At 34.5% G+C, this 26,544-nt stretch carries 20 protein-coding genes and 1 pseudogene; 6 read left to right on the forward strand and 15 right to left on the reverse strand.

Features of this window, described 5'->3' with window-relative positions:
* The first annotated feature begins 94 nt into the window (after nt 1-94).
* Nucleotides 95-1,096, forward strand: coding sequence for an LLM class flavin-dependent oxidoreductase (locus tag AABL52_RS16965; protein WP_341518006.1), 1,002 nt, complete (start codon nt 95-97; stop codon nt 1,094-1,096).
* A gap of 45 nt (nt 1,097-1,141) precedes the next feature.
* Here the strand turns inward: AABL52_RS16965 and AABL52_RS16970 are convergent, their stop codons facing one another.
* The 3 genes from AABL52_RS16970 to AABL52_RS16980 all read right to left on the reverse strand — a co-directional run bounded on the left by AABL52_RS16970 (nt 1,142) and on the right by AABL52_RS16980 (nt 3,299).
* Nucleotides 1,142-2,086: an alpha/beta hydrolase gene (locus AABL52_RS16970; RefSeq protein ID WP_341518007.1), complete on the reverse strand. Its 945-nt coding sequence runs from the start codon at nt 2,084-2,086 to the stop codon at nt 1,142-1,144.
* A gap of 206 nt (nt 2,087-2,292) precedes the next feature.
* Nucleotides 2,293-2,748, reverse strand: coding sequence for a DUF3939 domain-containing protein (locus tag AABL52_RS16975; RefSeq protein ID WP_000488200.1), 456 nt, complete (start codon nt 2,746-2,748; stop codon nt 2,293-2,295).
* Nucleotides 2,749-2,855: 107 nt separating this feature from the next.
* Nucleotides 2,856-3,299, reverse strand: a complete 444-nt coding sequence (locus AABL52_RS16980) for a Dps family protein (protein ID WP_000105194.1) — start codon at nt 3,297-3,299, stop codon at nt 2,856-2,858.
* Between the two features lie 241 nt (nt 3,300-3,540).
* On the opposite strand from AABL52_RS16980, the gene AABL52_RS16985 reads away from it, so the two are divergent.
* Entirely contained in the window at nt 3,541-4,581 is a 1,041-nt protein-coding gene (locus AABL52_RS16985) for a YkvI family membrane protein (RefSeq protein WP_000370200.1), read from the forward strand.
* Nucleotides 4,582-4,617: 36 nt separating this feature from the next.
* Here AABL52_RS16985 and AABL52_RS16990 read toward each other — a convergent pair whose 3' ends face one another.
* The 5 genes from AABL52_RS16990 to AABL52_RS17010 form a co-directional block, all read right to left on the reverse strand.
* Nucleotides 4,618-4,986 (reverse strand): DUF3979 family protein, encoded by a 369-nt coding sequence (locus AABL52_RS16990; RefSeq protein ID WP_061676460.1) that lies wholly within the window; start codon nt 4,984-4,986, stop codon nt 4,618-4,620.
* A 296-nt stretch (nt 4,987-5,282) separates the two neighbouring features.
* On the reverse strand, nt 5,283-5,588 hold the full coding sequence (locus tag AABL52_RS16995) for a hypothetical protein (protein ID WP_000539576.1): 306 nt from the start codon (nt 5,586-5,588) through the stop codon (nt 5,283-5,285).
* A 194-nt stretch (nt 5,589-5,782) separates the two neighbouring features.
* Entirely contained in the window at nt 5,783-7,765 is a 1,983-nt protein-coding gene (locus AABL52_RS17000; protein WP_341518008.1) for a HAMP domain-containing methyl-accepting chemotaxis protein, read from the reverse strand.
* A 204-nt stretch (nt 7,766-7,969) separates the two neighbouring features.
* Entirely contained in the window at nt 7,970-9,019 is a 1,050-nt protein-coding gene (gene rsgA, locus AABL52_RS17005) for a ribosome small subunit-dependent GTPase A (protein WP_341518009.1), read from the reverse strand.
* Between the two features lie 182 nt (nt 9,020-9,201).
* Nucleotides 9,202-9,729 carry a DinB family protein gene (locus AABL52_RS17010; protein ID WP_098872365.1) on the reverse strand — a complete coding sequence of 176 codons (528 nt, stop codon included), beginning with the start codon at nt 9,727-9,729 and terminating at the stop codon, nt 9,202-9,204.
* Between the two features lie 196 nt (nt 9,730-9,925).
* Here AABL52_RS17010 and AABL52_RS17015 point away from each other — a divergent pair, with 196 nt between their 5' ends.
* Both AABL52_RS17015 and AABL52_RS17020 read left to right on the forward strand, forming a co-directional pair.
* Nucleotides 9,926-10,273 (forward strand): DUF4257 domain-containing protein, encoded by a 348-nt coding sequence (locus tag AABL52_RS17015; protein WP_000426313.1) that lies wholly within the window; start codon nt 9,926-9,928, stop codon nt 10,271-10,273.
* Nucleotides 10,274-10,357: 84 nt separating this feature from the next.
* Nucleotides 10,358-10,582 (forward strand): hypothetical protein, encoded by a 225-nt coding sequence (locus tag AABL52_RS17020; RefSeq protein WP_341518010.1) that lies wholly within the window; start codon nt 10,358-10,360, stop codon nt 10,580-10,582.
* A 53-nt stretch (nt 10,583-10,635) separates the two neighbouring features.
* Here AABL52_RS17020 and AABL52_RS17025 read toward each other — a convergent pair.
* The 3 genes and pseudogenes from AABL52_RS17025 to AABL52_RS17035 form a co-directional block, all read right to left on the reverse strand.
* Nucleotides 10,636-10,843, reverse strand: a pseudogene (locus tag AABL52_RS17025) (hypothetical protein).
* A gap of 48 nt (nt 10,844-10,891) precedes the next feature.
* Entirely contained in the window at nt 10,892-12,067 is a 1,176-nt protein-coding gene (locus tag AABL52_RS17030) for an MFS transporter (protein ID WP_341518011.1), read from the reverse strand.
* A gap of 49 nt (nt 12,068-12,116) precedes the next feature.
* Nucleotides 12,117-13,052 (reverse strand): aldo/keto reductase, encoded by a 936-nt coding sequence (locus AABL52_RS17035; RefSeq protein WP_341518012.1) that lies wholly within the window; start codon nt 13,050-13,052, stop codon nt 12,117-12,119.
* 108 nt (nt 13,053-13,160) lie between these two features.
* Here AABL52_RS17035 and AABL52_RS17040 point away from each other — a divergent pair, with 108 nt between their 5' ends.
* Nucleotides 13,161-13,469 (forward strand): ArsR/SmtB family transcription factor, encoded by a 309-nt coding sequence (locus tag AABL52_RS17040; protein ID WP_001259913.1) that lies wholly within the window; start codon nt 13,161-13,163, stop codon nt 13,467-13,469.
* Between the two features lie 311 nt (nt 13,470-13,780).
* Here AABL52_RS17040 and galT read toward each other — a convergent pair whose 3' ends face one another.
* Nucleotides 13,781-15,265, reverse strand: coding sequence for a UDP-glucose--hexose-1-phosphate uridylyltransferase (gene galT, locus AABL52_RS17045; RefSeq protein WP_098258852.1), 1,485 nt, complete (start codon nt 15,263-15,265; stop codon nt 13,781-13,783).
* 731 nt (nt 15,266-15,996) lie between these two features.
* On the opposite strand from galT, the gene AABL52_RS17050 reads away from it, so the two are divergent.
* Nucleotides 15,997-19,497 (forward strand): endo-alpha-N-acetylgalactosaminidase family protein, encoded by a 3,501-nt coding sequence (locus tag AABL52_RS17050; RefSeq protein ID WP_341518013.1) that lies wholly within the window; start codon nt 15,997-15,999, stop codon nt 19,495-19,497.
* A 273-nt stretch (nt 19,498-19,770) separates the two neighbouring features.
* On the opposite strand, the gene AABL52_RS17055 is transcribed toward AABL52_RS17050, so the two are convergent.
* The 3 genes from AABL52_RS17055 to lacC form a co-directional block, all read right to left on the reverse strand.
* A complete protein-coding gene (locus tag AABL52_RS17055; RefSeq protein ID WP_341518014.1) occupies nt 19,771-24,123 on the reverse strand; it encodes an endo-alpha-N-acetylgalactosaminidase family protein in 4,353 nt (1,450 codons plus the stop codon).
* Nucleotides 24,124-24,578: 455 nt separating this feature from the next.
* Entirely contained in the window at nt 24,579-25,586 is a 1,008-nt protein-coding gene (gene lacD, locus AABL52_RS17060) for a tagatose-bisphosphate aldolase (protein ID WP_341518015.1), read from the reverse strand.
* A 15-nt stretch (nt 25,587-25,601) separates the two neighbouring features.
* Nucleotides 25,602-26,537, reverse strand: coding sequence for a tagatose-6-phosphate kinase (lacC, locus tag AABL52_RS17065; RefSeq protein WP_341518016.1), 936 nt, complete (start codon nt 26,535-26,537; stop codon nt 25,602-25,604).
* Nucleotides 26,538-26,544: the final 7 nt, after the last annotated feature.

Consider the following 26,544-nt stretch of genomic DNA (forward strand, 5'->3'; position numbering starts at 1 on the left):
GGATGTATCCACTTCTTATTTTGAGCATTTTATTACGCATTTTTCGTAAGTAAATATATAATAGGATGTACATTAAGATTGAGAGGTATATTCTATGATCAAATTAAGTGTATTAGACCAATCACCTATTTCAGATGGTAGTACAGCAGCACAAGCTTTTTCTCATACAGTTACACTTGCACAAGAAGTTGAAAAACTAGGATTCACACGTTTTTGGGTATCTGAGCATCATAATTCCGTCAGCCTTGCTGGTTCAAGTCCTGAAATACTTATTTCTCATATTGCTGCAAAAACGGATCGTATGAGAGTTGGTTCAGGTGGTGTTATGTTACCGCACTATAGCCCGTATAAAGTTGCTGAGAATTTCCGCGTTTTAGAAGCTCTTTATCCAAATCGTATTGACCTTGGTGTCGGCAGAGCACCTGGCGGTATGCCAATTGCAACTCGCGCACTACAAGAAGGAAAAATGGTCTCACTGGATCAATATCCAGAACAAATTGCAGATGTTGCAATGTACTTACATGATCAAGTACCAGAAAACCATCATTATGCAAACTTAAAGGCTACTCCTGTCATTCCAACATCTCCCGAGATGTGGATGCTCGGTTCTAGTGGAGAGAGTGCTATGATTGCTGCAAAACAAGGTGCTTCTTTTGCATTCGCACAGTTTATTAACGGATACGGTGGTCCTGAAGTAATGAAGGCTTATCAGGAACAATTCCAACCTTCCTATTTAGGAGACAAACCAAAATCAATCGTCTCTATTTTTGTTATTTGCGGAGAAACAAATGAAGAGGCGGAAAAAATTGCTTCTAGTTTAGATTTATCAATCTTATTACTAGAACAAGGAAAGCGTACAACTGGTACTCCTTCTATCGAAACTGCACAAAATTATTCATACAGCGCTTATGATTTATTCCGTATAAAAGAAAATCGTCAACGTATGATCGTCGGGGGTCCATCTTCTGTGAAAGAACAAATCGTAAACTTAAGCAAAGCGTACAATACTGATGAATTTATGATTGTTACAATTACTCATCGATTTGAAGATAAATTGAATTCTTATCGCTTACTAGCAAATGCTTTTCATTTATAATGATAAAAGGGAGATCCATCAATTACGATGCATCTCCCTTTCTTACTACTTATTGTTTTCATTTTCTATATATTCAATAGCCTCCTTTAATGACTCATCAAAATGATTAGGATAATCATGATTTAAGTTAGGTACAACTTTATACGTATGTTCAATGTGTCTATCTTTTAATAACTGAACAAATTGCTGCGTACATTCAAAACAATCTTCATCTTGATCCCCGCACACTATATACCCCTTTATATTTTTATCTTGTAGCACTCCCAATAACTCATCCCATTCTTCAATCTCTGGAAGCCACGGCGCCACAAAAATAAAACCATCTACATCTATATCTTTTTGTAAAATTGTATACAAAGCTACTCTTGCGCCAGCAGAAAAACCACCCATTATTACACTTTCTACTGTATGATTTTCAATAAACGTAACGTAATGCTCTTTTAATTCTTCTTTCCCTCTTTGTATATCATCCCAAACAAACCCATCTGAAAACTGAATTTGCGAAGACTGTGGTAAAGCCAACGTATAATCTTGATCCAAAACAGATTTCCAATATGGTTCTACTATTGCTATATTTTCTTGATCTCCGTGCATTGCAATAAATAGTTTTTCTTTTTTCTTACCTTCAATAAATTTCACGTCTGCTCGTTCTGTTTTCTTTGCTAATTCTTCTCTCTCTTTACATAATTGAACCATTTTATGAAACTCTTCAAATTTATGTAGTGGTTTTAAATCGTCGTCCGTAATTAAATACTCATTTCCATACCAAAAACCCTTTTCTATAATGGCTTCCTTCATTACATGCATCGCTTCTTCTTCAAGCCCTGCTGCACTCGCTAGTGCATATTTGAAATTATATATTTGCGCCTCATTCCCCACTATGCCTTTCGCATGCTCCATTATATAAGTGTATGCTTCCAAACTTCCTTTATTTACGTAACAATGTAACGTTTCATTTAATAATTGAATGTAAGTCATACTATTTTTCATACCCCATTCCCCCGTAATCTTTTATAATATTTATTTCTCAAACCTTTATACCATTTTGTAATCACTGTATATAGCTCATACTAACAGTACTTAATCATTATTCCTCTTCGTCCAATAAGTTTAGTATAAAGTTTAATAATTAGAAAAATCAATATTTTTAAAAACAAAAAAAGACAACAATATATTTATTGTTGTTTTCCATACTTCTATCCACTCTTTTGTTTTTTTCTGTCTGGTTTACTTGAAACTAAATAATGTTTTTCTGAAATATATAAATTTCTTTTTAATATACGATTTAAATACGGTCCTAATTTCATCCCACATATAAGGCGATCTTCACTACCTTCAACAATTGGAAACATTTCTTTTTCTGTTACGTATTGATCTACTGCTTTTTGTACGATATCAATTTCTTTAACTAGGTTTAGATTTTCTTCTGTATGTTCAAATACCTCAAGCGTTTCCTTCGTAATAAGAAAACTATTTGTTGGAAATGCAAGTAAATACGGCTTTAACAAATCATAATTTACTGTATAATCATCATTTACTAATACTGTATAAACAATATTAGCATTCTTTTCTAGAAACTTAGCCATCGCTTGTTCTAATTCATCTTTCGTTATTTCACGCTCTTCTTTTCCAGTTCTGAAAAAGCGAAACATCGCATCGCCTCCTTTTTACTATATTATAGCATAAAAGAAAACTGAAAAATTACAAAAAAAGCCATTGAAAGAATTTTTCAATGACTTTTTTCTTTATATACTTATATTTATTTTAAGAACGCACTTAACATCCATACATGTTGTTCTAATGTTGTATGAATTGCTAATAGCATGTCCGCTGATGTTTCATCACCAGCTTCACCAGCAACTTCCATACCTTCTTTTAATTCTTGAATAAGTGCAGAGTAATCATTCACTAATGTTTGCACCATTTCTTCTGCAGACTCCTTGCTCGTCCCTTCATTCACACTAGATGTTGCAAGATATTCTTTCATTGTCGCTAGCGGTTTACCTTCCAACGCTAAAATACGTTCTGCTAATTCATCAATATTTGTTCCAGCTTCATTGTAAAACTCTTCAAATTTCTCATGTAATGTAAAGAAGTGTGGTCCTGTCACATACCAGTGATAATTATGTAATTTCACATATAACACATTCCAGTTTGCTACCTGCTTGTTTAATACTTCAACAACATTTGTTTTCGTACTCATACAATCCACTCCTCTTATCATTTCATAATGTTTATCTTTTAATAACCTAGTTACATGTTACCATACATTTCCTACCCTTTGGAACGATTGGCTCATATGTAACAAAGTTTTAACACCTTTAATACTTCCCTAATATCTTTTAATTCATGTATGTTTTCAAACACTTCATACGTCTAATTGTCCAAGCTCATACATATGCATAATAGTAAATCAAGCTCATCGTAGTAGAAAGAGGGATAACATGGACAATCAACAATGGCAAGTAGCAAAGAAGGTCGCTGCTACTTATATTGGAACAGTCGTTGGAGCTGGATTTGCTACTGGACGAGAAATTGTTGAATTTTTTACAGTGAATGGATTATATGGAACAATTGGCATATGTGTAAGTGGGTTTTTTTTTATTTGGCTTGGCACAAAGATGATGTTACTTTCATCACAAATTGGTGCATTTTCAGCGCAAGAATTTAACAAATATTTATTTGGAGATGTATTTGGAAATGTTGTAAACACACTATTATTACTCGTATTATTTGGTGTAACGAGCGTTATGTTATCAGGAGCTGGGGCGGTATTTGAAGAGCAACTTCGTTTACCAAGACAACTTGGTATTTTCATTATATTGATCGCCTGTCTCATTATAGGTAGTCGCGGATTACAAGGGGTTTTTGAAGTTAATACACTTGTCGTACCTATTATGATGATTTTTATTATCGGACTTGCTATTACAACTTTTTTTCACGGTACAACTCCTATTAGTGACACTATTCCTGCAGAAAGCTGGAATATGAAGTGGATTACTAGTCCTATTACATATGTCGCCTTAAATCTTTCGCTCGCCCAAAGCGTTCTCGTCCCGTTAGCCAGTGAAGTAAAAGATCGAAAGGCCATTTTATGGGGCGGTATTTTAGGTGGTGCAGGACTATCTTTAATTTTATTATGTAGCCATTTAGCTATCTTATCAGTCGATCAATTTTATCAATATAATATCCCAATGGCTGAAGTCATAAGAAAATTCAATGCAACTTTTCACTTTTTCTTTGTTCTTATCATTTTCGGTGAAGTGTTCACAACTTTAGTTGGCAATGTGTTCGGAATGACAAAACAAATGCAATCCATCACCAGTTGGAAAAGTAACAATATTATTTTCTTTATTTTACTAATTAGTTATTGCTTTAGTTACATTGGTTACAGTGAATTACTCCACATTCTATATCCTATAATTGGATGGGTCAGCATCATTTTACTTCCAATCATTGCTTTTAAACAACTTCAAAAAACATAAAAGAAGCATCCATGTTATTGGATGCTTCTTTTATGTTCATTCACAATCATCACATACTTCCCAGTATGGCCCCATTTCGAGTGCTAAATATGGCTTTAATTGCAAGCGAATCATCCGACTAGGCATACGTTCTAAAACAAATTGAATCCCTTCTTCCTCTTCGTCTAATTCAACTTTTGAAATCGCAATTCTTTGCATAGTAGAAATAGGCATTCCATCTTTATATAAAGTGATTTTCACCTCATCATATTCATTAAAATACAATTCAACACTCATTTGATTTTTCAACATTTCATCAACAATTTCATATTTATCATTTCGTTCCTGGATTATATATTTCCAGCCGCCTCTACCTTCTTCTTTCGGAGCTGCTTGAAATAATGTCATCAAATCCTCGTATAGCATAAGATAACCCCTCTCTTACTAAAAAACGATGAGTATTTTATATACCCTTTATCTCTATCACTATCCATATGTATTGTACCATATATCGCCGTTCTTACCGTATTCATTTGCCTCATAACGGTATGTAAAACACCTGATTCTCTTCATTATTATATGAATTATCTCTTACTTCATTTCTTACTATTCTTCTTAAGCTTTCAAATCATATCAAACTTAATGAAATGCTTTCTTTGTCCATCCTACACTTATTATTTCCTTGCAACAACAAAAAAGAAGAGTGACTTATAACACTCTCCTTAAAAGAATTTCCCAGTAGCTGCTAACGCTAATACTAGTATTAAAATTGTAAATAATAATGATACGATGAAACTAAAAATAGGTAATGCTTTCTTTTCATTCTTCTTAAAGAGTAACTTTAAACTAAGAAAGATGTTTACTGGTACAAGTATAAAATAAAAATATTTAACAATTTGCACCGAACTATTCGAAAGTGTTTTTAAAACAAACACTTCAATTAGAAAAACAATAAAAAATGAAATACTTAACCAAAATGAGACATAACTAAGCCAAGAATGTCTTTTGGTACCCCAATAAACTCCCATTGTAATCTCCTTTATTTGCATTCTATATGATTATAATTATACACAAAGTTAACAAATACCTCTATTTTTCGACAAATATAATACAAAATATTCCTTTAAATATTATTAAGATACTCTCTATCTCATTTAATATTACATAGTAAAAACAGACTACTCCAATAGCATACTGCTATTTTGGAGTAGTCTGTCCTCTGTTAAACTTTAAATCTTTCAATTAACCCTTGTAACTCCTCAGCCATTTGAGATAATGTACCAGCCGCAGAACTAATCTCCTCAATGGATGCTAGTTGTTCTTCTGCTGATGCTGCAACGTTTTGAGTACTCGTCGCATTATTCTGTGCTGTCATTGCAATTTGACCTACTGAAATAGATACTTCATTTGCACCTTTTGACATCCCATTAGCCGTTTCAACCATCGTTTTAATTTGATCTGCAATTTCATTTGTAGATTGTAAAATCTCAGTAAAGTTTTGCTTCGTTTCATTCGCAATAACAAGTCCAGATTGAACTTCTTCATTTACATGACTCATCGATTTTACTGTCTTACTCATGTCTTCTTGTATTTCACATATTAATTTACTAATTTCACTAGAAGATACGCTAGACTTCTCTGCCAATTTACGTACTTCATCTGCAACGATTGCAAATCCTCTTCCATGCTCTCCCGCTCTTGCAGCTTCAATTGCCGCATTCAAAGCTAGAAGATTTGTTTGATCTGCAATATTTTGAATTACTTCTAGTATGTCACCAATTTGTTTTGATTTATTATTTAGTAACTGTATAACTTCATCCGATTGTGAAACAGATTCTGCAATAGACTGCATTTGATTTACTGTTTTTCCTACTAGTTTCTCGCCATCTTCTGCTTTTTCACGAGTATGAGCAGAAGCTGTATTAATTGATGATGAACTATTTGCTACATGCTGAATTCCTTCTGTTACATCAAATAGTAACATTGCACCATTTTCCACACTTGTTGTTTGCGTCGTTGCCCCGCTCGATATTTCATCCATTGCCATTGTAATTTGCTCAGTCGCTTCGCTTGCTTGTCTTACACTTGCCGTTAGCTCTTCTGATGCTGCCGCAACATGTCCAGCCGAAGTATTAATTCTTCCAATTAGCGTTCGCAATGCATCTGTCATCTCATTGAATCCTTTTGCAAGTTGGCCAATCTCATCATTAGAATGAATTTCGATTGTTTGCGTTAAATCTCCCTCACTTATTTCTTTAGAAGTATTAACTAATCTTTTTAATGGCTTCGTTATAGAAAGTGTCACAAAATAAATAAGTGCTCCGCCTATAACTAATGAAATGAACATAACAATTAACATATTATAAAATACAGGTTGAGCAGCTTCAATTACTTCATTTGAGTACATCGTCCCACCGATTTTCCAACCTGTTTTTACATTTGTAGCAAATACCATTTGCTTTTCGCTACCGTCATACGTATATGAAAAAGCGCCGTGATTATCTTCATAAATTTTCTTCGCCCAAGAATCGGCTGCTTTTTCTCCTGATTTTTCTTGAGGATGTGCAATTATTTTTTGTTTCCCATCTAAAATGAAAGCATACCCTTTTTTACCAATATTGATTAACTTTGTTGTTTTTAATAAATTATCTAAACTTAAATCTACCGCTACAACACCGTTTTTATCTTCTGCTTGTTTTGCAATCGTTACGACAATATGTCCATTTCCTTTTGCCTTATACGGCTCAGTAATTACAATACCACCTTGTTTTGCCACTGCATCTTTATACCAAGAACGTTCTGTTGGATCATAGTCTGCTGCCATTTGTATATTTGGTTCTTGCACAAATTTCTTATCATTCCCAGCAACGTATACTTGTTCAACATCTTTATTCAAATTGATATATTGAGATAACATTTTTCTTAATTCATCTTGATTATCCCCTTGATACATATTACCTTGAATCACCCGTGCAAAATTATTCACATCATTAAATTTTGCATCAATCATTTGATTGATTAAATTATCTAATATTTTTATATTGTCGTGAGCACTGCTCGTAATTTGTGATTCAAAATTCTTTTTAGCCGTTTGATAAGACATGCCTCCGATAATAGAGACAGCCGCAATTAAAATGACAAAAAATGAAATTAGTAGTTTTTTTGCTACTTTCATATCACGAAACCAATTTAATAATCTATCCATTACAAACCTCCTGCTTTTCAATTTCAAAAGTTAAATCTAGTGAATTGTAAATATTTCCTATTCCCGAATTATTATTTTCATAACCTATTATGATGAATACTTTGTAAAGTTTAAACAATTAATTTCTCTTTGTCCATATATATGAATAATATTATTATAAAATTTACAAAAGCAAAAAGCCAAAGGGGACCACCCTTTGGCTTTTCATATTTTTTTATGCTGTTTAGAAATCTTTTTCCACTTATCACGCTCTGCTCTTGCAAGAACAGCATCTTGTTTTCTCATAAAGTACGCCAGTTCTCTTTGTAGTTTTTTATAGCTTTGCAAACGATTTATCGTAATAATTCCGTTATCAATTGCATGATGCACTGCGCACCCTGGCTCATTTTCATGCTTACAGTCCCTAAAACGGCACGTTTTTGCTAATTCTTCAATATCAGAAAATGTTGTTTGAATTGCATCGCTTCCTTCCCAAAGTTGCAGTTCCCTCATACCTGGAGTATCAATAACTAAACTACCACTCGGTAATCGGAACAATTCACGATGAGTTGTCGTATGCCTTCCTTTACTATCTTCCTCACGAATATCTCCCGTTTTCGCTACTTCAAGTCCTATAAGTGCATTTAACAAAGTGGATTTTCCAACCCCCGATGATCCGACTAAAGCAATTGTTTTTCCTGAAGAAACAAATTGCTGCAACGATTCAATACCAGTATGTTCTAAACTATCAACGATGAAGATCGGAACACCAATTGCCACAGCTTCCGTTTCTACAATTTTCTGTTCCACATCTTCACATAAGCTACTTTTTGTTAAAACAATAACAGGCATTGCACCACTTTCATACGCTAATAGTAAATAACGTTCCATTCTTCTTACGTTAAAATCATGATTAAGTGCATTCACTAAAAATAGATAATCTACATTTGCTGCTATTACTTGTTCTTCCGTTCGAGTACCAGCCTCTTGTCTAGAAAAAGAGCTTCTTCTCGGAAAAATACGATGAATAATTGCTTTCTTTTCATTCTCTATTTTCTTTATAAATACCCAATCACCAACCGCTGGATAATCTCCCTTTGTTACTGCTTCATGTCGAAACTTTCCAGACAGCTCTGCCATATATTCACCATCATTACAAATAATTCGATATATATGCTTATGCTCAAGTAAAATACGTCCTACTTCAAAGTTCTCTACAGCTTGTTCCTCAAAAAAAGAATCCCAGCCGAATGATTCTAAAATATTTTGATTCAAATTGATATCCTCCCTAGTTTAAGCTAAGCGGAAGGATCGTGCGCTAACTTATACAGTCTCGCCCTTTCCATCCACTTTTGTATTTGGTTTATTATTCATATAAGTTATTTTCGCCATAATACATCACCCCGTTCTCATTTTAATTACTCTTATTATATGGAATATTTATTTAAAAAGCTACTTTATTTAACGTAATTTTCAAATAATTTATTTTTCATCATTCTAATTTGCCCACGATGATTAATCTCATCTTCTAGCACATGAAACCACAGATAGTGCTGGTTATACGCTACATCGTTAGGCCACTTTCTTTCTGACATAAGCCATTCATCATCTTGTTCACTCAAATACTTCAGAGATTCTTCTCGAACACTTTGTAAAAGTTGTACATAATACTGTATGTCATGACCACGAATTGTTTTCCCTGCTTCCCCTAAATACAGTGCGTCCTCCCATATTTCTAATTCTTCTTTTGTAAAGTCGCGCTCTTGAAATGAGATAAGTTGATGAGCTTTTTCTATAGCTGCTATATGTTTTAATAACGCTCCAATAGAATTTCCTCCACTCGGCATAATTAAATCTAATTGCTCAACTGATAGATCTTTTATTTCCTGTAATGTTACAGCCCTCGTATGCTCCAGCATGCTTACTAATTCCCCTATATTTTTTGTATAACCATCCACACTTCTTATTCGATAATCTATATTCATCTCACGCACCCCTTTCCACATTCATATTAAGGAATAACCGCTTCATATAATAGACTGAAATATATCAGATTTTTCTGTTATAATTAAATTGAATACGTAATAAACCCAAACAAACTTTCTCAATATGCTTCTATGAAATATTAAAAGGAATCAATATAAAAGAATCGAATCTTATTCACTAAAAGGAGTGGATTCGATGGAAATGTATCAATGGCTAACCGCTATACTCGTTGGTGGCATTACCGGTTTCGTTTCCCATCTAATCAATAACCAAGGTAAGTTATTGCTTCCACGCCGTTTGAAAACTTTTTTTCACTTTGGGTTTTTGACTGATATTTTCACTGGTAGTCTAGCTGCACTTCTTGGACTCGTTTTATTCGATGTCACCTTAATAAAAGAAATTATAAAAGTATCCATTGTGACTGCTATTTCCGGTCAGACTTTCTTACTGCACCAAGCGCTTGGTGGTGAGCAGGCTAAAAATACACAAATTGGGAAAGCTGATGAGAAGATTCAAGAAATTGACAAATTATTACGACGTTAGTGTATACTTTCTTTAAAAATTATTGCTATAATAAACAATAAATATTTTCTATTGCGTCGTTTGTCAGAAGAAAGGGTGTTTCGTATGACAAAAAAGAAAATAGAAGATTTCTTAACAAACACTGAAAAAGAGGAACTGCTAGAAAACTATAAATGTTTACGAGAAGCCCGCACAAAAAGCGAAGCTAACTATTTTGGTGAAGCAGTAAATCATCTATTAAATAAAGTAAAACAACGAATTATTAGAGATGCAGGCATACACGATGAAAATGCAGCAACTGTTCAATCAAAGAAAAAAGCACTGTTTTAGTTCATTAACTAAAACAGTGCTTTTTGTTTAGAAAAATTTTCTTCCCGCATTTTTCACATTACTTTCACATCTATTTCACAAATATAAGTAGTCCTATATGATAAACTAAGTATATCCTTTTCCAAGGAACTATATGCCGATTTATAAATCCCTATCTTTATAGGGATTTTTTATTTTTGGATTCCTTATAACTTTGTTACAATACATTTCTACTACTATTTCTATACTTTTAGTAACCACTGTAATTAAAAGCACATTCATATATTCACACTCTTATTAATTCTGGTTTGCGAAATATTTATATAGGCTTTATGATGCAATTCCTGTTTCACTATTTTCAGTAAGTTTTTCACTTTTTCTAAACAGAAATAAAGCTACTACATATAATAACGCAGTAAAACTACCTATAAGTATAAAATTGTGAGATGCTGCAAATAACATTCCTGCTATTGCCGATCCAATCATTTGACCAATATACATAGAAGCATTTGCAAGCGCTGCTCCTGTTCCTCTTGCTGCACTAGACAGGTTTTGTAAGTGCCTCATCATTAATACAAATAAAATCCCTGTCACAAAAAATAAAACAAAGAATAATAGCTCCACAAATATAATTTTCTTTACATAAGGTAGTAATACATATAGCACTGCTGTAAATATAATTCCACCATAAAAAGAAAGGTTATAACCAATTTTATTTACGATTCTTGGGCCCAAAATATTCCCTGTTAAATTTCCTAACCCTAATACAAGCATAGCTGTTCCTATTTCATGAACTTGTAAACCAAATTGAATGGAAAGCCATGCACCGAAAAATGAAAATGCAGCAAAATTACCAGTTTGAAAAACAAAATATGCAAAATAAGAAAGTGAAACCTTTGAATCTGTAAGTAATTGTTTATAGCGCTTTAAGATGTTTGTTTTACTTCCACCTATATAAACTGGTTGTATTTCTGGTAATACTACATAGATAAGAATCACAAGTAGTGCTGATAATATACCAATGACGAAGAATGGTGTTGTATAGTGTACCATTGCCAAATACGATCCAACTGGCAATCCTAAAATTTGAGAGATTGCTAACCCTGCTGTTGCAATTCCAATTGCCTTTACAATTTGCTCCTTCTCTATAAGGAGCGGAATAGATGCCCACACTTGTGGAGATACAAAGGCTGCACTTACACCTGCTAAAAATCTAAATGCTAGCATCCATAGAAAACTCGGTGCCATTCCACATAAAAACGTACTTAACGCAAAACAACTCATTCCTATTACCATCACTTTTTTTCTGTTTAAGCCATCTGATATAGGACCAGCAATAAGCGCAAATCCAGCGTATCCTAAAGCATATGAACTCACCATCCATCCTGATAGCTCAGTTGAAAAATGATACACCTGTTGTAATGTCGGTAAAAGTGGTGAAATTAAGAAAGTATCTGTACCTATCATAAACATGATCATAAAGAATACAGCTAGTACTCTTTTCATTTAAACCTTCTCCTTTTATATAAAAAGAGGGAACTCCCCCTCTTCTCAACTAAGCTTCTAAAATAGATTCAATCTCTTTCATAACCTTCTCATTCAGTGATACTTCCACCGCTCTTACACTTTCTCTTATTTGCTCCGCTCGTTTCCCACCAGGAATAACAGTATCAATTCCTTTTTTGTTTAGTAACCATGCTAAAGCTAAATGCGAAACTTCGATATTTTTTGCTTTAGCTAAACCTTTTAACTTTTCAACTTTTTTAAAGTTACTCTTATATGTATTTTCTTCAAATAGATTTACACTTTGACGCCAATCCCCTTCGCTCAATTTAAAATCTTCTGTATATTTTCCACCTAATATCCCAAAGGCAAGAGGTCCGTATGGAATAAATGAAATACCTGATTCTATACAATATGGCAAAAGTTCTTCCCCAGCAGCACGATCCAACATATTATACGGTGATTGTACAACATCTATTTGTCCATACTGATTCGCTTCTTTTAATTGCTCTACGTTTACGTTAGATATTCCAATTGCACGAATTTTTCCTTCTTCTTTTAGGCGAGTAAGCTCTCCAATTGAATCTATGTAACTTGTTTCTGGATTTGTAAAATGTAAATAATATAAATCAATATAATCAGTTTGTAATCTTCTTAAGCTATTTTCCACAGCATTTCTTAAATAGCTTCGCTCATTATTAATATAAACCTCTCCATTTAATAACGGCTGTATTCCACCTTTTGTAGCAAGTACAACTTCTTGGCGTTTTCCTTTCAATACTTCTCCTACCAATTCCTCTGATCTACCGAAACCGTATGAATCCGCTGTATCAAAAAATGTAATCCCTTGCTGGATAGCTTCTTCTATTAATCGTTTTCCTTCTTCCTCATTCACATCAGCATATAAATTATGTCCCCCTACAGCGTTTGTTCCTAACCCCAACTTTGAAATATGTAGTCCTGCCTTTTGCATTTTAGTATACTTCATTGTTTCTCCCCCTATATTTCTATTGTTCGAATATATTCGAACAATAGAAATATACCACTTTATATGTTATAGTGCAAACTATATTAACTTATACAAGCAGGTGAAAAAATGCGTACTCTCTATCATCCAAATCGAGAAGAAATTCAATTCTCTTCTGTCTTATACGCACTTAGCGATCAAATTCGTTTACAAATTGTAACGATGCTACTAGAGAAACATGAACAATCTTGTGGTGCGTTAAACATTCCAATTGCGAAATCAACTTTATCCCACCATTTTAAGGTTTTACGTGAATCCGGTGTTATGTATACACGCCTTGAAGGAACACAGCGTTTCATTTCAATTCGTGAAGATGACTTACATGCTAGATTCCCCGGTTTATTAGACGTCGTATTACATGCAACCGAACCATACTAAAAAACATCTCATATTCATATGAGATGTTTTTTAGTTTTTGCTATTCTTTTAATAAAACGCAACTTTAATCAGTGGGAAATTGATTTATCACACAATAGGAATATAAACGACTCATTCTTTTTTACTTTATTTTTGTACTGGATCCTTTGGACACTTTAATTATTTGATTACATTTTATACACATCATTAATATAGGGCCACCTATCTGTTTCAATCCCTGTAGTTGTTTATGCTCACACTTCCCTATCTTATTCCCTCCCCTATCACATAATTTGGTCATTTTGTAATCATTAAAACTACTAAGTCCATTCCTAATGTAATGTCTGAATAAAACGTTTAAATGCCGATATCCCTTCGTCATCTCGTTTAAAAACACCAGCATCTTCAAGCGCCTGTATAAATTTCTGTCCTAATTCTTCTCTTACTATCTCCTGTACATTTTGTTCATGTATCCGATTGTCATATTTGATTTTTAATTGTTCTGCCCATCGCATATGAGGCGTTGGAATATCACTTGGAATGTTAAGTAAAAATTTTTCCACTTCCTGAAGTTCTGTTTTTAAACGCGCAGGTAGTACAGCTAACCCCATTACTTCAATTAGACCGATATTTTCTTTTTTAATATGTTGTATTTCCGCATGAGGGTGAAAAATACCTAGCGGATGTTCTTCACTTGTACGATTGTTTCGCAAAACAAGATCCAATTCGTACATATTATTTCGGTAGCGGGCAATTGGCGTAATCGTATGATGTGGAACATCATACGTAAATGCGAATATATTAACGGATGGATCACTATACCCCTTCCACCTCTCTAATATGTACTCCCCTGCATTTACTATTTGTTCTATGTCGTTACTTCTTAAGCGAATAACTGACAGAGGCCATTTAATAATAGAACATTGCATTTCTGAAAATCCGGTGAGTTCAAAAATCAAGTCGTTTGATGCATTTGCCATAGCAAATTCATAACTTCCACCTTGATAATGATCATGTGATAGAATAGATCCTCCTACAATTGGCAAATCTGCATTGGAACCAAGGAAATAATGCGGGAATTTTTCTACAAATCTTAACAAACGTAAAAATGTTTGACGGTCAATTTTCATATCTCGGTGTTCTGAAGACAATACAATACAGTGTTCATTGAAGTATATATACGGAGAATACTGTAGAAACCAGCTTTCATCTGTAAGGTTCATCCGGATCATACGATGATTTGAGCGTGCTGGATGTCCAATTCTGCCTCTATATCCTTCATTCTCAATACAGAGTAAACATTTTGGATAATTTGTACTTTCCAATACTCTCTCTCTAGCAATTTGTTTCGGGTCTTTTTCTGGTTTTGATAAATTAATTGTAATATCAATGGGTCCATATTCCGTATTCACTTTATAATTTATATTTTTGTCAATTTGCTTCATTTGTATATAGTTGCTATTTTTACTTAATTCATAGAAGTAATTTGTTGCAGCTTTCGGATTTTGTTCGTATTTTTCATAAAATATAGAATTGATAACGGACGGTTTAGACATAAAAACATCCATAATTGCACTTGCTAAAATCTCCTTCTCGTCCATTACTGCCTCAATGACTTTATGCATACAAGCAAATTCAATTAACTCTTCCAATAACTCCGAAATTGCTTTCTTTGCGGGCGCTGACGTTTCCACTACAAAGTCATCTAAACGAAGTAAAGAAAGAATTTTATTCCTTGTATATATTTCATCTTCTTTTTCAATTAATTGAACTTCAATAGCCCGATCAATTAACTGCTGGATAGCTTGATATATCATCAGTATATACCTCCTCTAACCTTATAACGGTTTATGTTGTTACGATGCCATTTCTATGTACCTTTTATAATTTTATGAACAGACGTATAGAATAACCACCATTCTAATATACGTTTTGCTTTCTCCGAAGAAGCTATTAGCATACTTGAATCGCCCGTTTAGCAAGCTATTTTGTTACATTATACGTACGTAAAAACACTTCTACAATCAACATCTTGTCGTATTTTTTAGACATCTTGCTTTTCACTTTTAACATCTCACTAAAAACATAAAAAAGAATATTTTTTCAAGAACGATTTCCGACGATTCAATGAACACAATGAGGTCTATTTCCATCAAGATAGACCTTTCATTCACAATGATTACACTAGCAATAAAACTACCTTTAACTTCTTTACCTCTGTGTCCCTCCCCCTGAAGCAAACCGGTCAATAATAAACGTACCTGCTCCGATATCACTGCTGTCTTATTTTATTTATCTTATTTTCAACATTACAAAAAACAATATTTCTAAAAAACAGAGCAACATCTCTCTTGTGTAAGCGTTTCACAAAAAGTAATCTATAGGTACAGATAGATACTGGAAACTACTTCTGGTTTTAATAGATTCTCAACTACTCTACAAGCTTCACATTCTATCAAAATATTAAGTTTAGAAGGCCCAAAAGTGATCTATACCTGTGAAGAACCATCAATATCAAAAGTGCCAAAATGGAAACGAGGGGGTACATATGAAAACATCAAAAAAGAAGTTCAGGAGGACAATTGCAACACTTGTATCGGGTTGTGTCGTAGGTTCTATTTGTTTTACAAACGGTTATCTAATCCAAGCTGAGGGAACCACGGATACTAAACAAGCTGAAAATCAAATCATTTCTCAAAGCCCAAATTCGGTTATTTCATCTAATCAAATGAACGTTCTTGTTGATGCGAATTTTCCAAGAGTCATTCAATACGATTTAAAATCTGGAAATGGAGCTGGAAAGACTTTTTACGGACAGACTGAGGCATTAGATACAATCCTTATTAATGACGTAGCAGTAAAACCAAAAGTAAAAGCAAAAGTTCTATCAGATAAAGTTGTATATGAGATGACGGTAATAGACGCTCATAACAATATTTCTGCGGTTATTACTGCTGAGTTGGTTGTTAAAGAGAATATATTAGAATTCAATATTACAAAGATCGTCGACAACAAAATCGTAAAAACTATTGAAATTCCAAATCATAATTTAATTTCTGTAAATAACAGTCAAAAAGATGCAGTGCTAGATGGCGTACAAATGTCAACAAATACACGTATTAATGGTGACAGACAAGTAAAGGTAAATGAAAATTTAATTACGAAAGATGAAGAGCAAAAAGGATATATGTATGCTTTTCTTTCTACTGATGAATTAAGTGCAAGTATATGGTCTAATACGGAGAATAGTTTAGTAAAAAAATTGGCTCCAGATTCTTATACTGCAAAGACTGATGCCCAAAGAATTACTGCAAATGCTACGACTAATAGTGCAGGGAAAAAAACAATTGGTCTAAGTAGTACCTTCTGGACGTATCAAAAATCAGAAGAACATCGTAAAGAAGATGGCACTCTAGAGCTACAGGATGGGACAGTTAATAAGATAGATGAAATGCCGTCGGTGAAGGTTATCATTACCGCTGACGCTAATGATGATAAAAAGATAAACTGGCAAGACGGAGCAATCGCTTATAGGAAAATTATGAACGAACCTCTAGGGGCAGAAAAAGTTCCAGACTTAGTTGGCTACCGTGTTAACATGAACTTTGGCAGTCAAGCCCAAAATCCTTTCTTAATGGCTTTAGACGGTGTGAAAAAGTTTCATTTAAATACTGATGGACTAGGACAATCTATTCTACTGAAAGGTTATGGTAGTGAAGGTCATGATTCTGGTCATTTAAATTATGCTGACATTGGAACCCGAATTGGCGGTGCAAAGGACATGAAAACGTTGCTAACAAAGGGTAAAGAATATGGGGCAACTTTTGGTGTTCATGTGAATGCAAGTGAAACATATCCAGAGTCAAAATATTTCCAAGAAGATCGTTTATTAAAAAATCCAGATGGAACTTATAAGTATGGTTGGAACTGGATTGATCAAGGAATAAACATTAATGCTGATTATGATTTAAGAAATGGCAGAGCACAACGATTCAAAGATTTATATGATGCTCTTGGTGGCAAAAAGAATGATTTAGATTTTATTTATGTAGATGTTTGGGGTAATGGACAGTCAGGTGATAATAGTACATGGCCGAGCCGTCAATTAAGTAAAGAAATAAACAGTTTAGGTTGGCGCTTAGGCAGTGAGTGGGGATATGCGAACGAGTACGATTCCACATTCCAACACTGGGCAGCCGATTTAACTTATGGTGGATATACCCTAAAAGGTATTAATAGTACCATCACTCGTTTCATTAAAAACCATCAAAAAGATGCATGGATTGGTAACTATCCTAAGTATGGAGGCGACGCAGATGCTCCATTATTAGGTGGATACAGTATGAAAGACTTTGAAGGTTGGCAAGGTAGAAGTGACTACAAAGCGTATATTGATAACTTATTTGCGGTGAATGTTCCAAGCAAATTCATTCAACATTATAAAGTAACACAGTGGGAAAATGGTAAAGCAGTTGAAATGAAAGATGATAAACAACAAACTTACAACTGGGTACCAGGTATGAAGTCAGTATTAAAGGACGAATCTAGTGAAAATATACTTACAATTGAAAGAAAATCAAATGATTTTGCAAATGATAAAGATGGCTATCGAACAAGAACTATGACATTAAATGGTAAGCAACTATTTGAAGGTAAACCTGGTGACGAAAAGTATTTATTTCCATGGTCTTGGGATCAAAATGGAAAAAAATTATCAGCAGAGAATGAAAAATTATATCACTGGAACACAAACGGTGGAAAAACAACGTGGACTGTTCCAACTGGTTGGCAAGGTACCGTTAAAGTGTATGAGTTAACAGAATTAGGTAAAGAAAATATAAAAAATGTTAAAATTGAAAATGGAAAAATCACATTAGATGCAAAAAAATCTACTGCATATGTAATTTATAAAGGGCCAAAATCCAATAAAGATGTTAAATGGAGTGAAGGAATGCATCTTATAGATGCTGGATTTAACAGCAATTCCCTAAAAGATTGGAAAATCAAAGGAGACTCAAAAGCAGTTAAGATTACGAAGAGTGAAGGTAATAATAATATGCTAACAATCTCCAATAATAAAAAGAAAGTAAATGTTACTCAAAAATTAACAGACCTAAAACCTAATACAAAGTATGCTGCATATGTTGGTATAGACAACCGAAGTGAAGCACAAGCAAGTATAACGATTACTTCTAACGACAAAGAGTATACAAATAGTACTGGTAAATCTATCGCTAAAAACTATGTAAGAGCATACGCACATAATACACTAGGCTCTGAGCAAGCAAAAGCTGATGGTCAAATGACTTCAACTGTGGATGGAACAAGTTACTTTCAAAATATGTATGTGTTTTTTGAAACTGGTAAAAAAACATCAGATGTAACTATTGATTTATCTAGGGATGGTGGAAATGGTGCAAGTTACTTTGATGATATTCGCATCGTGGAAAGTAATGCCGAAAACCAAGTAAGCAATAATAAATTTGTACAAGACTTTGAAAATGTAGTACAAGGCATCTATCCGTTTGTAATTGGTAATATTGAAGGCGTAGAAGATAATAGAACACACCTGTCTGAATTACATGCACCATATACACAAAGAGGTTGGAACCAAAAAATAGTAAATGATGTTATCGCAGGTAAATGGTCACTTAAAACAAATGGATTAACAGAAGGCGATGCTCTTGTGTACCAAACTATCCCTCAAAACTTCACATTTAAACCAGGAGTAACGTATAAAATTACTTTTGATTATGAAGCAGGTAGTGATGGGACGTATGCAGCGGTGACAGGTAATGCTCCATTTGAAGAAAAAGGAGTATTAACTAAGGAAGAATTAAAATCAACCGCAAGCAGTGATAAGAATGCAAAAGCTGGCACATATTCCTTTACTTTAACAGGAGATAAATCGGGGCAAAGCTGGTTTGGCATTTATTCCACTAATAAAGCAGCTAATACTAACGATGTGAAAGGATCACAAGCTAACTTTAACGGTTACAAAGATATTATGCTTGATAATCTAGTTATCGAAGTAGTGTCAAATAAATAGAATCAGTTGCTTTATATTGAAAGAAGTTGTCTCAAAAGGTCCTTAAAAATGATCTTTTGGCGACAACTTTTTTTATACTCTATAAATATAAGAGGATCGTTCCTTTCTGTCTGTAATTTGGTTGTGGTGACATACTTATATCAAAAAGAGGTTAACCCATATAGCTACTCAGCTATCTTTCGGTCAACCTCTTTTCATTCACGATATTACACGAACTATAAAACTATCTTTATCTTAATTCGAGATTTTTACCTCTGTGTCTCTCCCCTGTAGTCACCTTTTTTCAATACGTAAATTATCTAAAATAAACGTACCTGCTCCGGTATCCCCGTTTAAATTCGTTCCATCACTGAAAATTCCGACATAAGTTTGACCGTTCTCAGAACCTGTCACAGTAAACTCTGCTGTTTTTGTGTCAGTAGATGCAGTAAGAGTGTTATTCACACTCAATCCCTTTGCACTCGCAATGTCTCGAACATCAATTTCTTGATCCCCTGAAATAAAGCGGAATGCATTTGCTGTCGTTTGGTATTCAAATGATACTTTATAAGTTACGCCTGGTTCGAAACGATAATTTTGAGGAATAGTACGGTACAGCAAGCCTTTATTTCCAGTGTTCACTTTAACGGACCAATTCCCACCTAATACATCATCGACTAGTTTTTTACCTGCCCATCCTTTTTGCGTATATGGAGCATGCAGTTCAGACAGATGAATTCTGTTGTCTTCTACTCCTTCTGTGTTACCGATAACGAATGGGTAAATACCTTGTACTACCGATTCAAAATCTTGTTTAAATTCCGTTGGTGAGACATGATTTTTTAAAGACTTTTGAACGATCCGAATATCATCAAATTTTGTGTTTCCTTTTCCAGCATCACGGCTGAGAGTTAATTTAGCTTTATTAGTTACAGCCGTAAAGCTTACTTGCATGATTTGCATTTTGCTATTGTATCCATCATTTGAAGCATGTGAATCTGCCTTAACATAGTTCTTTTGCAGGCTGCGAAGTGTGTAATTGTTAACGTCTTCTTTCCCACCTGTTACTGTAATTCCGGCCTTTACATCACTATTGTTTTCAACATATACCTCTGCTACATAATCTTTACCTGGTTCCAAACCAGTAAGGACACGGGAAACAGTTGTATCTTTTGACGGACTATCAATATTCAAGTAGTAATCTCCACTACTTACATTGCGGTTGCTTCCAGTTTGATTCGTTCTAACGACGCTTATAGCTTTGTTATCCCCCTCAATAGTTGTATATGCACTTACTTTTCCTGTATTGAATCCCGCGTCATATATATGAGCACCCTTGCTCCAATCATAGTCAATAATTTCCAAACCTTTATCTCTTTTTGGTACAACAATATAAGGAGTTGCCGCACTAGCTGTCAAAGTTACCTTATTATTTACAACCTTGACTTCTTTCATATCTGCTCTACCACGATCTGTCAGTTTGTATACATATACACTAGATGCACCTTTATATTCATCTGGAAGTGTCCAAGTTGTTGTACCACCTTCCAAATTCCAGTGATATAGTTTTTCAGAATTAGAAGTTGGATTTTTAAAATCTTGTTTCACCCAAGGAATTAAATAAGTGTGTCCATCAAGTACAACGTTTCCATTCAGTGTAATCACACGTTCCCTAGAGTTGTCTTTTCTAGTTACATCGACAACATCCCCATTACTTGGGTCTTTCAATTTTATTTCCTTTTCTAAGTTTGTCTTGCTTTTATCCCCTTCTACAGCTGTCCAATTCGTTACATAATATTTTTGTAAGAATTTAGTAGGTAGATTCGTATCAAATGTCATGCGAATAAAATTATCAAAATTCTTATCAGATTGCCATCCTTCGAAACCAGCTAATTCAAATCCACCAAGTAACGGATGATCAGCAGTTCCTCCTACTTCAGGCCAATTCAACACCCAAGAATCTCTTTGGTGATTGCTAATAAAGCGTAGTACTTCTGAGTTGATACCTTTACTTTCCGGTCCACCATAGTTTTTATCGGTAGCCCAGTGTTGCCACGTTGAATAATTGGCCATAGAACCACCAAATTCCGTTGTTAGCCTCCAGCCCCTATCTTTAAATTGATCTGCTATTCTATTTGATTCCCATTGATTTTGATACCATACATCTAAATAAATAAAGTCAAGATCTGGAACAGCAACTTTCAATTCATCTAGTCTTTTCGCACGCGCTCCAGTATACAAATCTTTTAATTTATTAATTGTATAAGATTGATCTAGCCATCCCCATCCTAAAGAATTTGGACGATCAATAAAATCATTGTTGAAAGCTTTCGCTTCAGGATAAACTTCTTGCGCATTAATATGGACACCAAATTGGGTATTATACTTACGCCCCTCTTTAATAAGTGTATCCAAATCTTTAACGCCACCCATACGCTCACCTACATTACCGTAATCCGGATGACCACTGTCATGTCCTTCGTTTGCATATCCTTTTAATAAAACAGCCTGCCCCAATTCATCTGTAGCAAGAGCAACCTTTTTAATATTATCTGCTGTTTTTAAGAATGGTTGTTGTGCTTGTGATCCGAAATTCATTGCAATACGCATTCCAACATTATTGTTTACATCTTGATATCCTTTAATGTCTTGCATAATATCACGGTATGCAATCGCCGCATCCTGCCAATCTGTCTTATTATCAGTATTCAAATCTTTAGCGATAGCTATTTTAATAGTTGGTTTATTTTTTTGTGGTTCTGGCATAAAATCTCTTTGGTAATAGAGTGCACTAGAACCTATCCCCATTGCCTTAGCACCATTTTTATTTACATATCGATTTGCAACTAAGTTTTTATAGCCATCCACTTCTGAACTAGACCATACACCCGCACTCAATTCGTCAGTTGATAAAAATGCAGTATAATTTTTAGTAGATGTACCTATTTCCCCCATAGAAGAATTTACGCTTACATCCACATCTCCTGATTTCCTAACATCAGTACTAATATTCGTTAATTTAGCTTTTGCACCTTTTTGCTCCGAATTTACTGAGATAACGTTCATTTCAGCAAACTCAACTGTTTCAATTTTTGCACTACCATTATTTTTAATTTCATCGAAACTATAAATAACTTTATTATCATTTACTTTCAAAGATACTTTAAATACAGCATCAAGATTTTTAATTTCATCCACAACTTTTAATGTATATAGCGCTTCACTATCGCTTAACTTTTCAAAGCTTACTTTAGGATAGTATAGTGCACCATTTACTTTCAATCCGTAAACAGGTGATTCTTGCCCGTTCATTACTTTATCGCCAACTTTGTATTTCACAACCCGCGGGAATACTTGGTCAATAATGACATCCATATACTTTGACTTTAATGTATCTTCTACTGGCGTGGTATCTGGAGGTTTTGATGCACTATATTCCTTGATTTTGATATTAGAAATCGTAATATCAGCAGCACCGCGGCTTTTTTCAAACCCTAGTCCCCCCGCTTGATCTACACCACCAGTTAAAGTCCAAGAGTCTACCTTTCTATCATCAATGTATAACGTCGCAACATCGTCCATGAATACTAAACGTAAATGATATGTTTGTTTTGCTTGTAACGGTACGTTTGAAGTCATCGACGTCCAATTGTTTATAGGTCCAAATGTTTCACCAAAATACTGATCATTCGTATCCCCTGTTCCCACATATGTGTATGCAGATGCATTTTGAACACGATAGATTAATCCAAAGCGATTCATCTTATCAGTATTAGTAGTAACATCCGCTTCAAAAACACCATTTTTAATCACTTTCATTTGGTTATAAACAATTCGATTCTTTTGGGTAGATGTAACACCGAAAGTGGCTGAACCATCTGCATTATAAGTAACTTTTCCGTCGCCTGAGATAATTTTAAAGTCGCCTTCTTCTAATTTATTATCCGTAATGTCGACCAGTTTTTCATCTCCTGGATCCGTGCCTCCATCACCAGGTGCAGCTCCTAATTCAATGAGAACTTGACTTTTTTTATCTCCAAAAGCACCAAGTTTAACTGCTTCCTTACCTGTAAGGAGGTTATTTACATCATTAGGTAAAGTAACCGGTCCAAATAAATCTTTTCCATCTAATGTAATGTTCATAGTGGTTGCGTTATAATCGATTTTTATGGAATGTGAGCTCCCAGCCTCTGGAAGTGAAACATTCGGTCTCGTTTTTAACCAATCACCTTTTCCTTGATATTTGTATTCATAGAACCATCCAAGTGAGTCGTAGCCTACAAAAACGAAGTTATTATTATCAATATAATGAGGATAGAAACCAAATCTAGTATCTTCTCCACTGGTTTCTGGAGTAAAAGTATACGCGATTGTTCCCGATTCTTTAGCGATTTTATTTTGTTCTTGAAAAATTGCAGCTTTAGCCCCGTTATCGTTTCCAGCACCTGCTCCAAGCCTTACATAGGACTTCCCATTTTGTTCTATTATTGCATTGATTTCGTTTCCTCCTGATGAAATTGTGACCCACGGATTAGACACATTTGCTCCTACATGTAATGGTACAATCATGCTAACTAAAAATGTCGGCACAATTAGCACAAGTGCAAGAAGGGTATTAAAAGCTCTCTTGAAATGCTTATTCTCCAATTCTTCTCCCCCTTTTAAATTTAAATTTTAGTTAAAAACAATACCTGCACATTCATTTTTAAAAATATACCAAAATCTGAAAGGTACCGCTTTCACTTATGTTTAGAATAGTTTTTTTCAAGTGCCCTCTCAATAAAGATATTGTTTCTTTTTTTAGTTATATTGTCTTTTTAAAACGCTTACAAAATAAGGATATTGTTACCTTTTTAAGTATGTTTTTTATTGAATTTTATACAAAAATTAATATTCTTCGGTTTATATATATAAAGATCGCTCCCCCTCCCTATAGTCATGAACTGTTCTGGGCTTTTAATCTAGGATTTGCGACCATACTAGACGCACTAAAAAATGAGCAGACGAATGTCTACTCATTTTTATTCATTCCATTTAAAAAGTCGTTCTGGTGCAAATATTTGTTCAAGAAATGAAGGACATATGAAAGAAAAGATATTGTACTAACTTTGAAGCTCAGCTGCTACTTTTACTTTAGCAAACCATGAGTTAGCTGTCTCTTTCAATACGAGATTCAGTTCTTCAGTATTCCTTCTACCAATATCTTTTAACCAATCACGACCTGCTTGTTCACCGCCTATAGCAAACGGAATAACACCGTCTTTCCAAGTTGCCCGACCACATAACACTCCGTTAAAGGTAGATCCGGAGTCTTTAGCAAATTTTAATGTTTCTTGAAATAATTTTGCGTTTACTCCGGCACTCAGGAAAATAAATGGCAGCTTAGTTGCTTCACTTTGTTCTTTAAAATAGGAAGCTGCTCTTTCTTTACTGTAAACAAATTCACCTTCTGCATATCCTTCTACATAGTTCATATCTACTGGAACTTCTACTTTTAATACATCTACTTTATATTGCGGTTTTGAGAACTCCTTCATGGCCTCAATTACTTTATACGGTTTTATTTTTGCATATGCTTTATTTTTCAAATCATCACTGTCAGCATCATACGTAACAATCTCTAAGAAAAATGGTATGTCTTCAGCTACACACTCAGATCCGATACGTTCCATATAGACATGTTTATAGTTATTAATTTTTTCATCTTCATTGACATCATAGTAGAGTAAGAATTTAATGGCATCGGCACCTGCTTCCTTTAATCGTTTCACTGACCATTCTGGTAATAAATCCGGCAATCGGCCTACTTCTGATGCATCGTATCCAGTCTTTTCATACGCTACGATTAAGCCCGATTCTTTATCGCGGACCTTAGCCGCTGGCAGACCGTATTCAGGGTCCAAAAGAATCGCTGTAGCAAATGGTGTTAATTCCTCAGAAACTAATTCTTTGAAACGGATAATGCCTTCATCTCCAACATGACTTGCACCGCCAGACGCAAGCATTTTTTTCAATGAACCACGTTGATCAATAGCCAATGCTCCAATTATGCCATTTTCAGCAGATAAACGTTTTAGAGCTTCCAATTTATTTTTGGTTAGTTCTAACATCAACATTCTCCTCTTTCAATCTATTTTTTCAACTTTAACGAGATCAAAGTAATGTTTAAACTTATTCACATTAATATAGCCCGTTCCAGCTTCCATCGTATTTAACATTCCTGTAGTCATCGCCGTTTTAAGAACAATCTCGACCGTTTGGCTTTGATGTAGGGCCACAGCTAATCCTGCTACAGTCGCATCACCAGACCCAACCGGATTGACCACTTCTATTTTCGGGATCGTAACTCTGTAATAGTCCTCGCCGTGCTTAACAAATGCACCTTCACTACCCATTGACACGATAATCCACTCAATCCCAGTAAATAGTTCATGATTTAATACTTGCTTTAGATTTATGATTCCCGCGTCCATGTTAATGCCTAACAGCTGAGATAATTCCGCTTTATTCGGTTTGATTGCGAATGGTTTTTCTTTCTGAAGCATCGCTTGTTTCAAAGATTCCCCAGACGAATCCATAATTACTCGAATTCCATGTTTATGACAGATTTCTAACATTTGATAATAATAGTTAGTCGGTAACCCTTTCGGTAAACTGCCCGAAATTGTCACAAGTGAAGCTGCTGTAAGTTGCAACTCAAACTTTTCTAAAAAACTAACCCCTTCTTCTTTGGATAATGTTGGCCCAGATTCTAAAATCTCTGTTTGCATCCCTTCATGAAGAATGGCAATACAATTTCTTGATTCTTTTTTGATTGTCAAAAAGTCATTTGGAATATTGACTTTATTTAATTCTTGAATAATGTATTCCCCAATCGTACCACCAAGCACACCTGTCGCTAGGACACCTGCTTCCATTTGAGCGATCACTCGCGCAACATTCAAGCCTTTTCCACCAGCAGTTTTACGAACCGCTTCCACACGGTTAACAACATCTAACTTTAATTCATGAATCGGATAGGAAATATCGACCGATGGATTCATGGTGACAGATAGTATCATTGGTAAT

This window comes from Bacillus paramobilis (genome assembly GCF_038096195.1).
GTDB classification, from domain to species: Bacteria; Bacillota; Bacilli; order Bacillales; family Bacillaceae_G; genus Bacillus_A; species Bacillus_A mobilis.

Bases quoted from the DNA above. Each gene is read 5' to 3' on its own strand.
- AABL52_RS16965 (WP_341518006.1), top strand. From the start codon at position 95: ATGATCAAATTAAGTGTATTAGACCAATCACCTATTTCAGATGGTAGT.
- AABL52_RS16970 (WP_341518007.1), bottom strand. From the start codon at position 2,086: ATGAAAAATAGTATGACTTACATTCAATTATTAAATGAAACGTTACAT.
- AABL52_RS16975 (WP_000488200.1), bottom strand. From the start codon at position 2,748: ATGTTTCGCTTTTTCAGAACTGGAAAAGAAGAGCGTGAAATAACGAAA.
- AABL52_RS16980 (WP_000105194.1), bottom strand. From the start codon at position 3,299: ATGAGTACGAAAACAAATGTTGTTGAAGTATTAAACAAGCAGGTAGCA.
- AABL52_RS16985 (WP_000370200.1), top strand. From the start codon at position 3,541: ATGGACAATCAACAATGGCAAGTAGCAAAGAAGGTCGCTGCTACTTAT.
- AABL52_RS16990 (WP_061676460.1), bottom strand. From the start codon at position 4,986: ATGCTATACGAGGATTTGATGACATTATTTCAAGCAGCTCCGAAAGAA.
- AABL52_RS16995 (WP_000539576.1), bottom strand. From the start codon at position 5,588: ATGGGAGTTTATTGGGGTACCAAAAGACATTCTTGGCTTAGTTATGTC.
- AABL52_RS17000 (WP_341518008.1), bottom strand. From the start codon at position 7,765: ATGGATAGATTATTAAATTGGTTTCGTGATATGAAAGTAGCAAAAAAA.
- AABL52_RS17010 (WP_098872365.1), bottom strand. From the start codon at position 9,729: ATGAATATAGATTATCGAATAAGAAGTGTGGATGGTTATACAAAAAAT.
- AABL52_RS17015 (WP_000426313.1), top strand. From the start codon at position 9,926: ATGGAAATGTATCAATGGCTAACCGCTATACTCGTTGGTGGCATTACC.
- AABL52_RS17020 (WP_341518010.1), top strand. From the start codon at position 10,358: ATGACAAAAAAGAAAATAGAAGATTTCTTAACAAACACTGAAAAAGAG.
- AABL52_RS17030 (WP_341518011.1), bottom strand. From the start codon at position 12,067: ATGAAAAGAGTACTAGCTGTATTCTTTATGATCATGTTTATGATAGGT.
- AABL52_RS17035 (WP_341518012.1), bottom strand. From the start codon at position 13,052: ATGAAGTATACTAAAATGCAAAAGGCAGGACTACATATTTCAAAGTTG.
- AABL52_RS17040 (WP_001259913.1), top strand. From the start codon at position 13,161: ATGCGTACTCTCTATCATCCAAATCGAGAAGAAATTCAATTCTCTTCT.
- galT (WP_098258852.1), bottom strand. From the start codon at position 15,265: ATGATATATCAAGCTATCCAGCAGTTAATTGATCGGGCTATTGAAGTT.
- AABL52_RS17050 (WP_341518013.1), top strand. From the start codon at position 15,997: ATGAAAACATCAAAAAAGAAGTTCAGGAGGACAATTGCAACACTTGTA.
- lacD (WP_341518015.1), bottom strand. From the start codon at position 25,586: ATGTTAGAACTAACCAAAAATAAATTGGAAGCTCTAAAACGTTTATCT.
- lacC (WP_341518016.1), bottom strand. From the start codon at position 26,537: ATGATACTATCTGTCACCATGAATCCATCGGTCGATATTTCCTATCCG.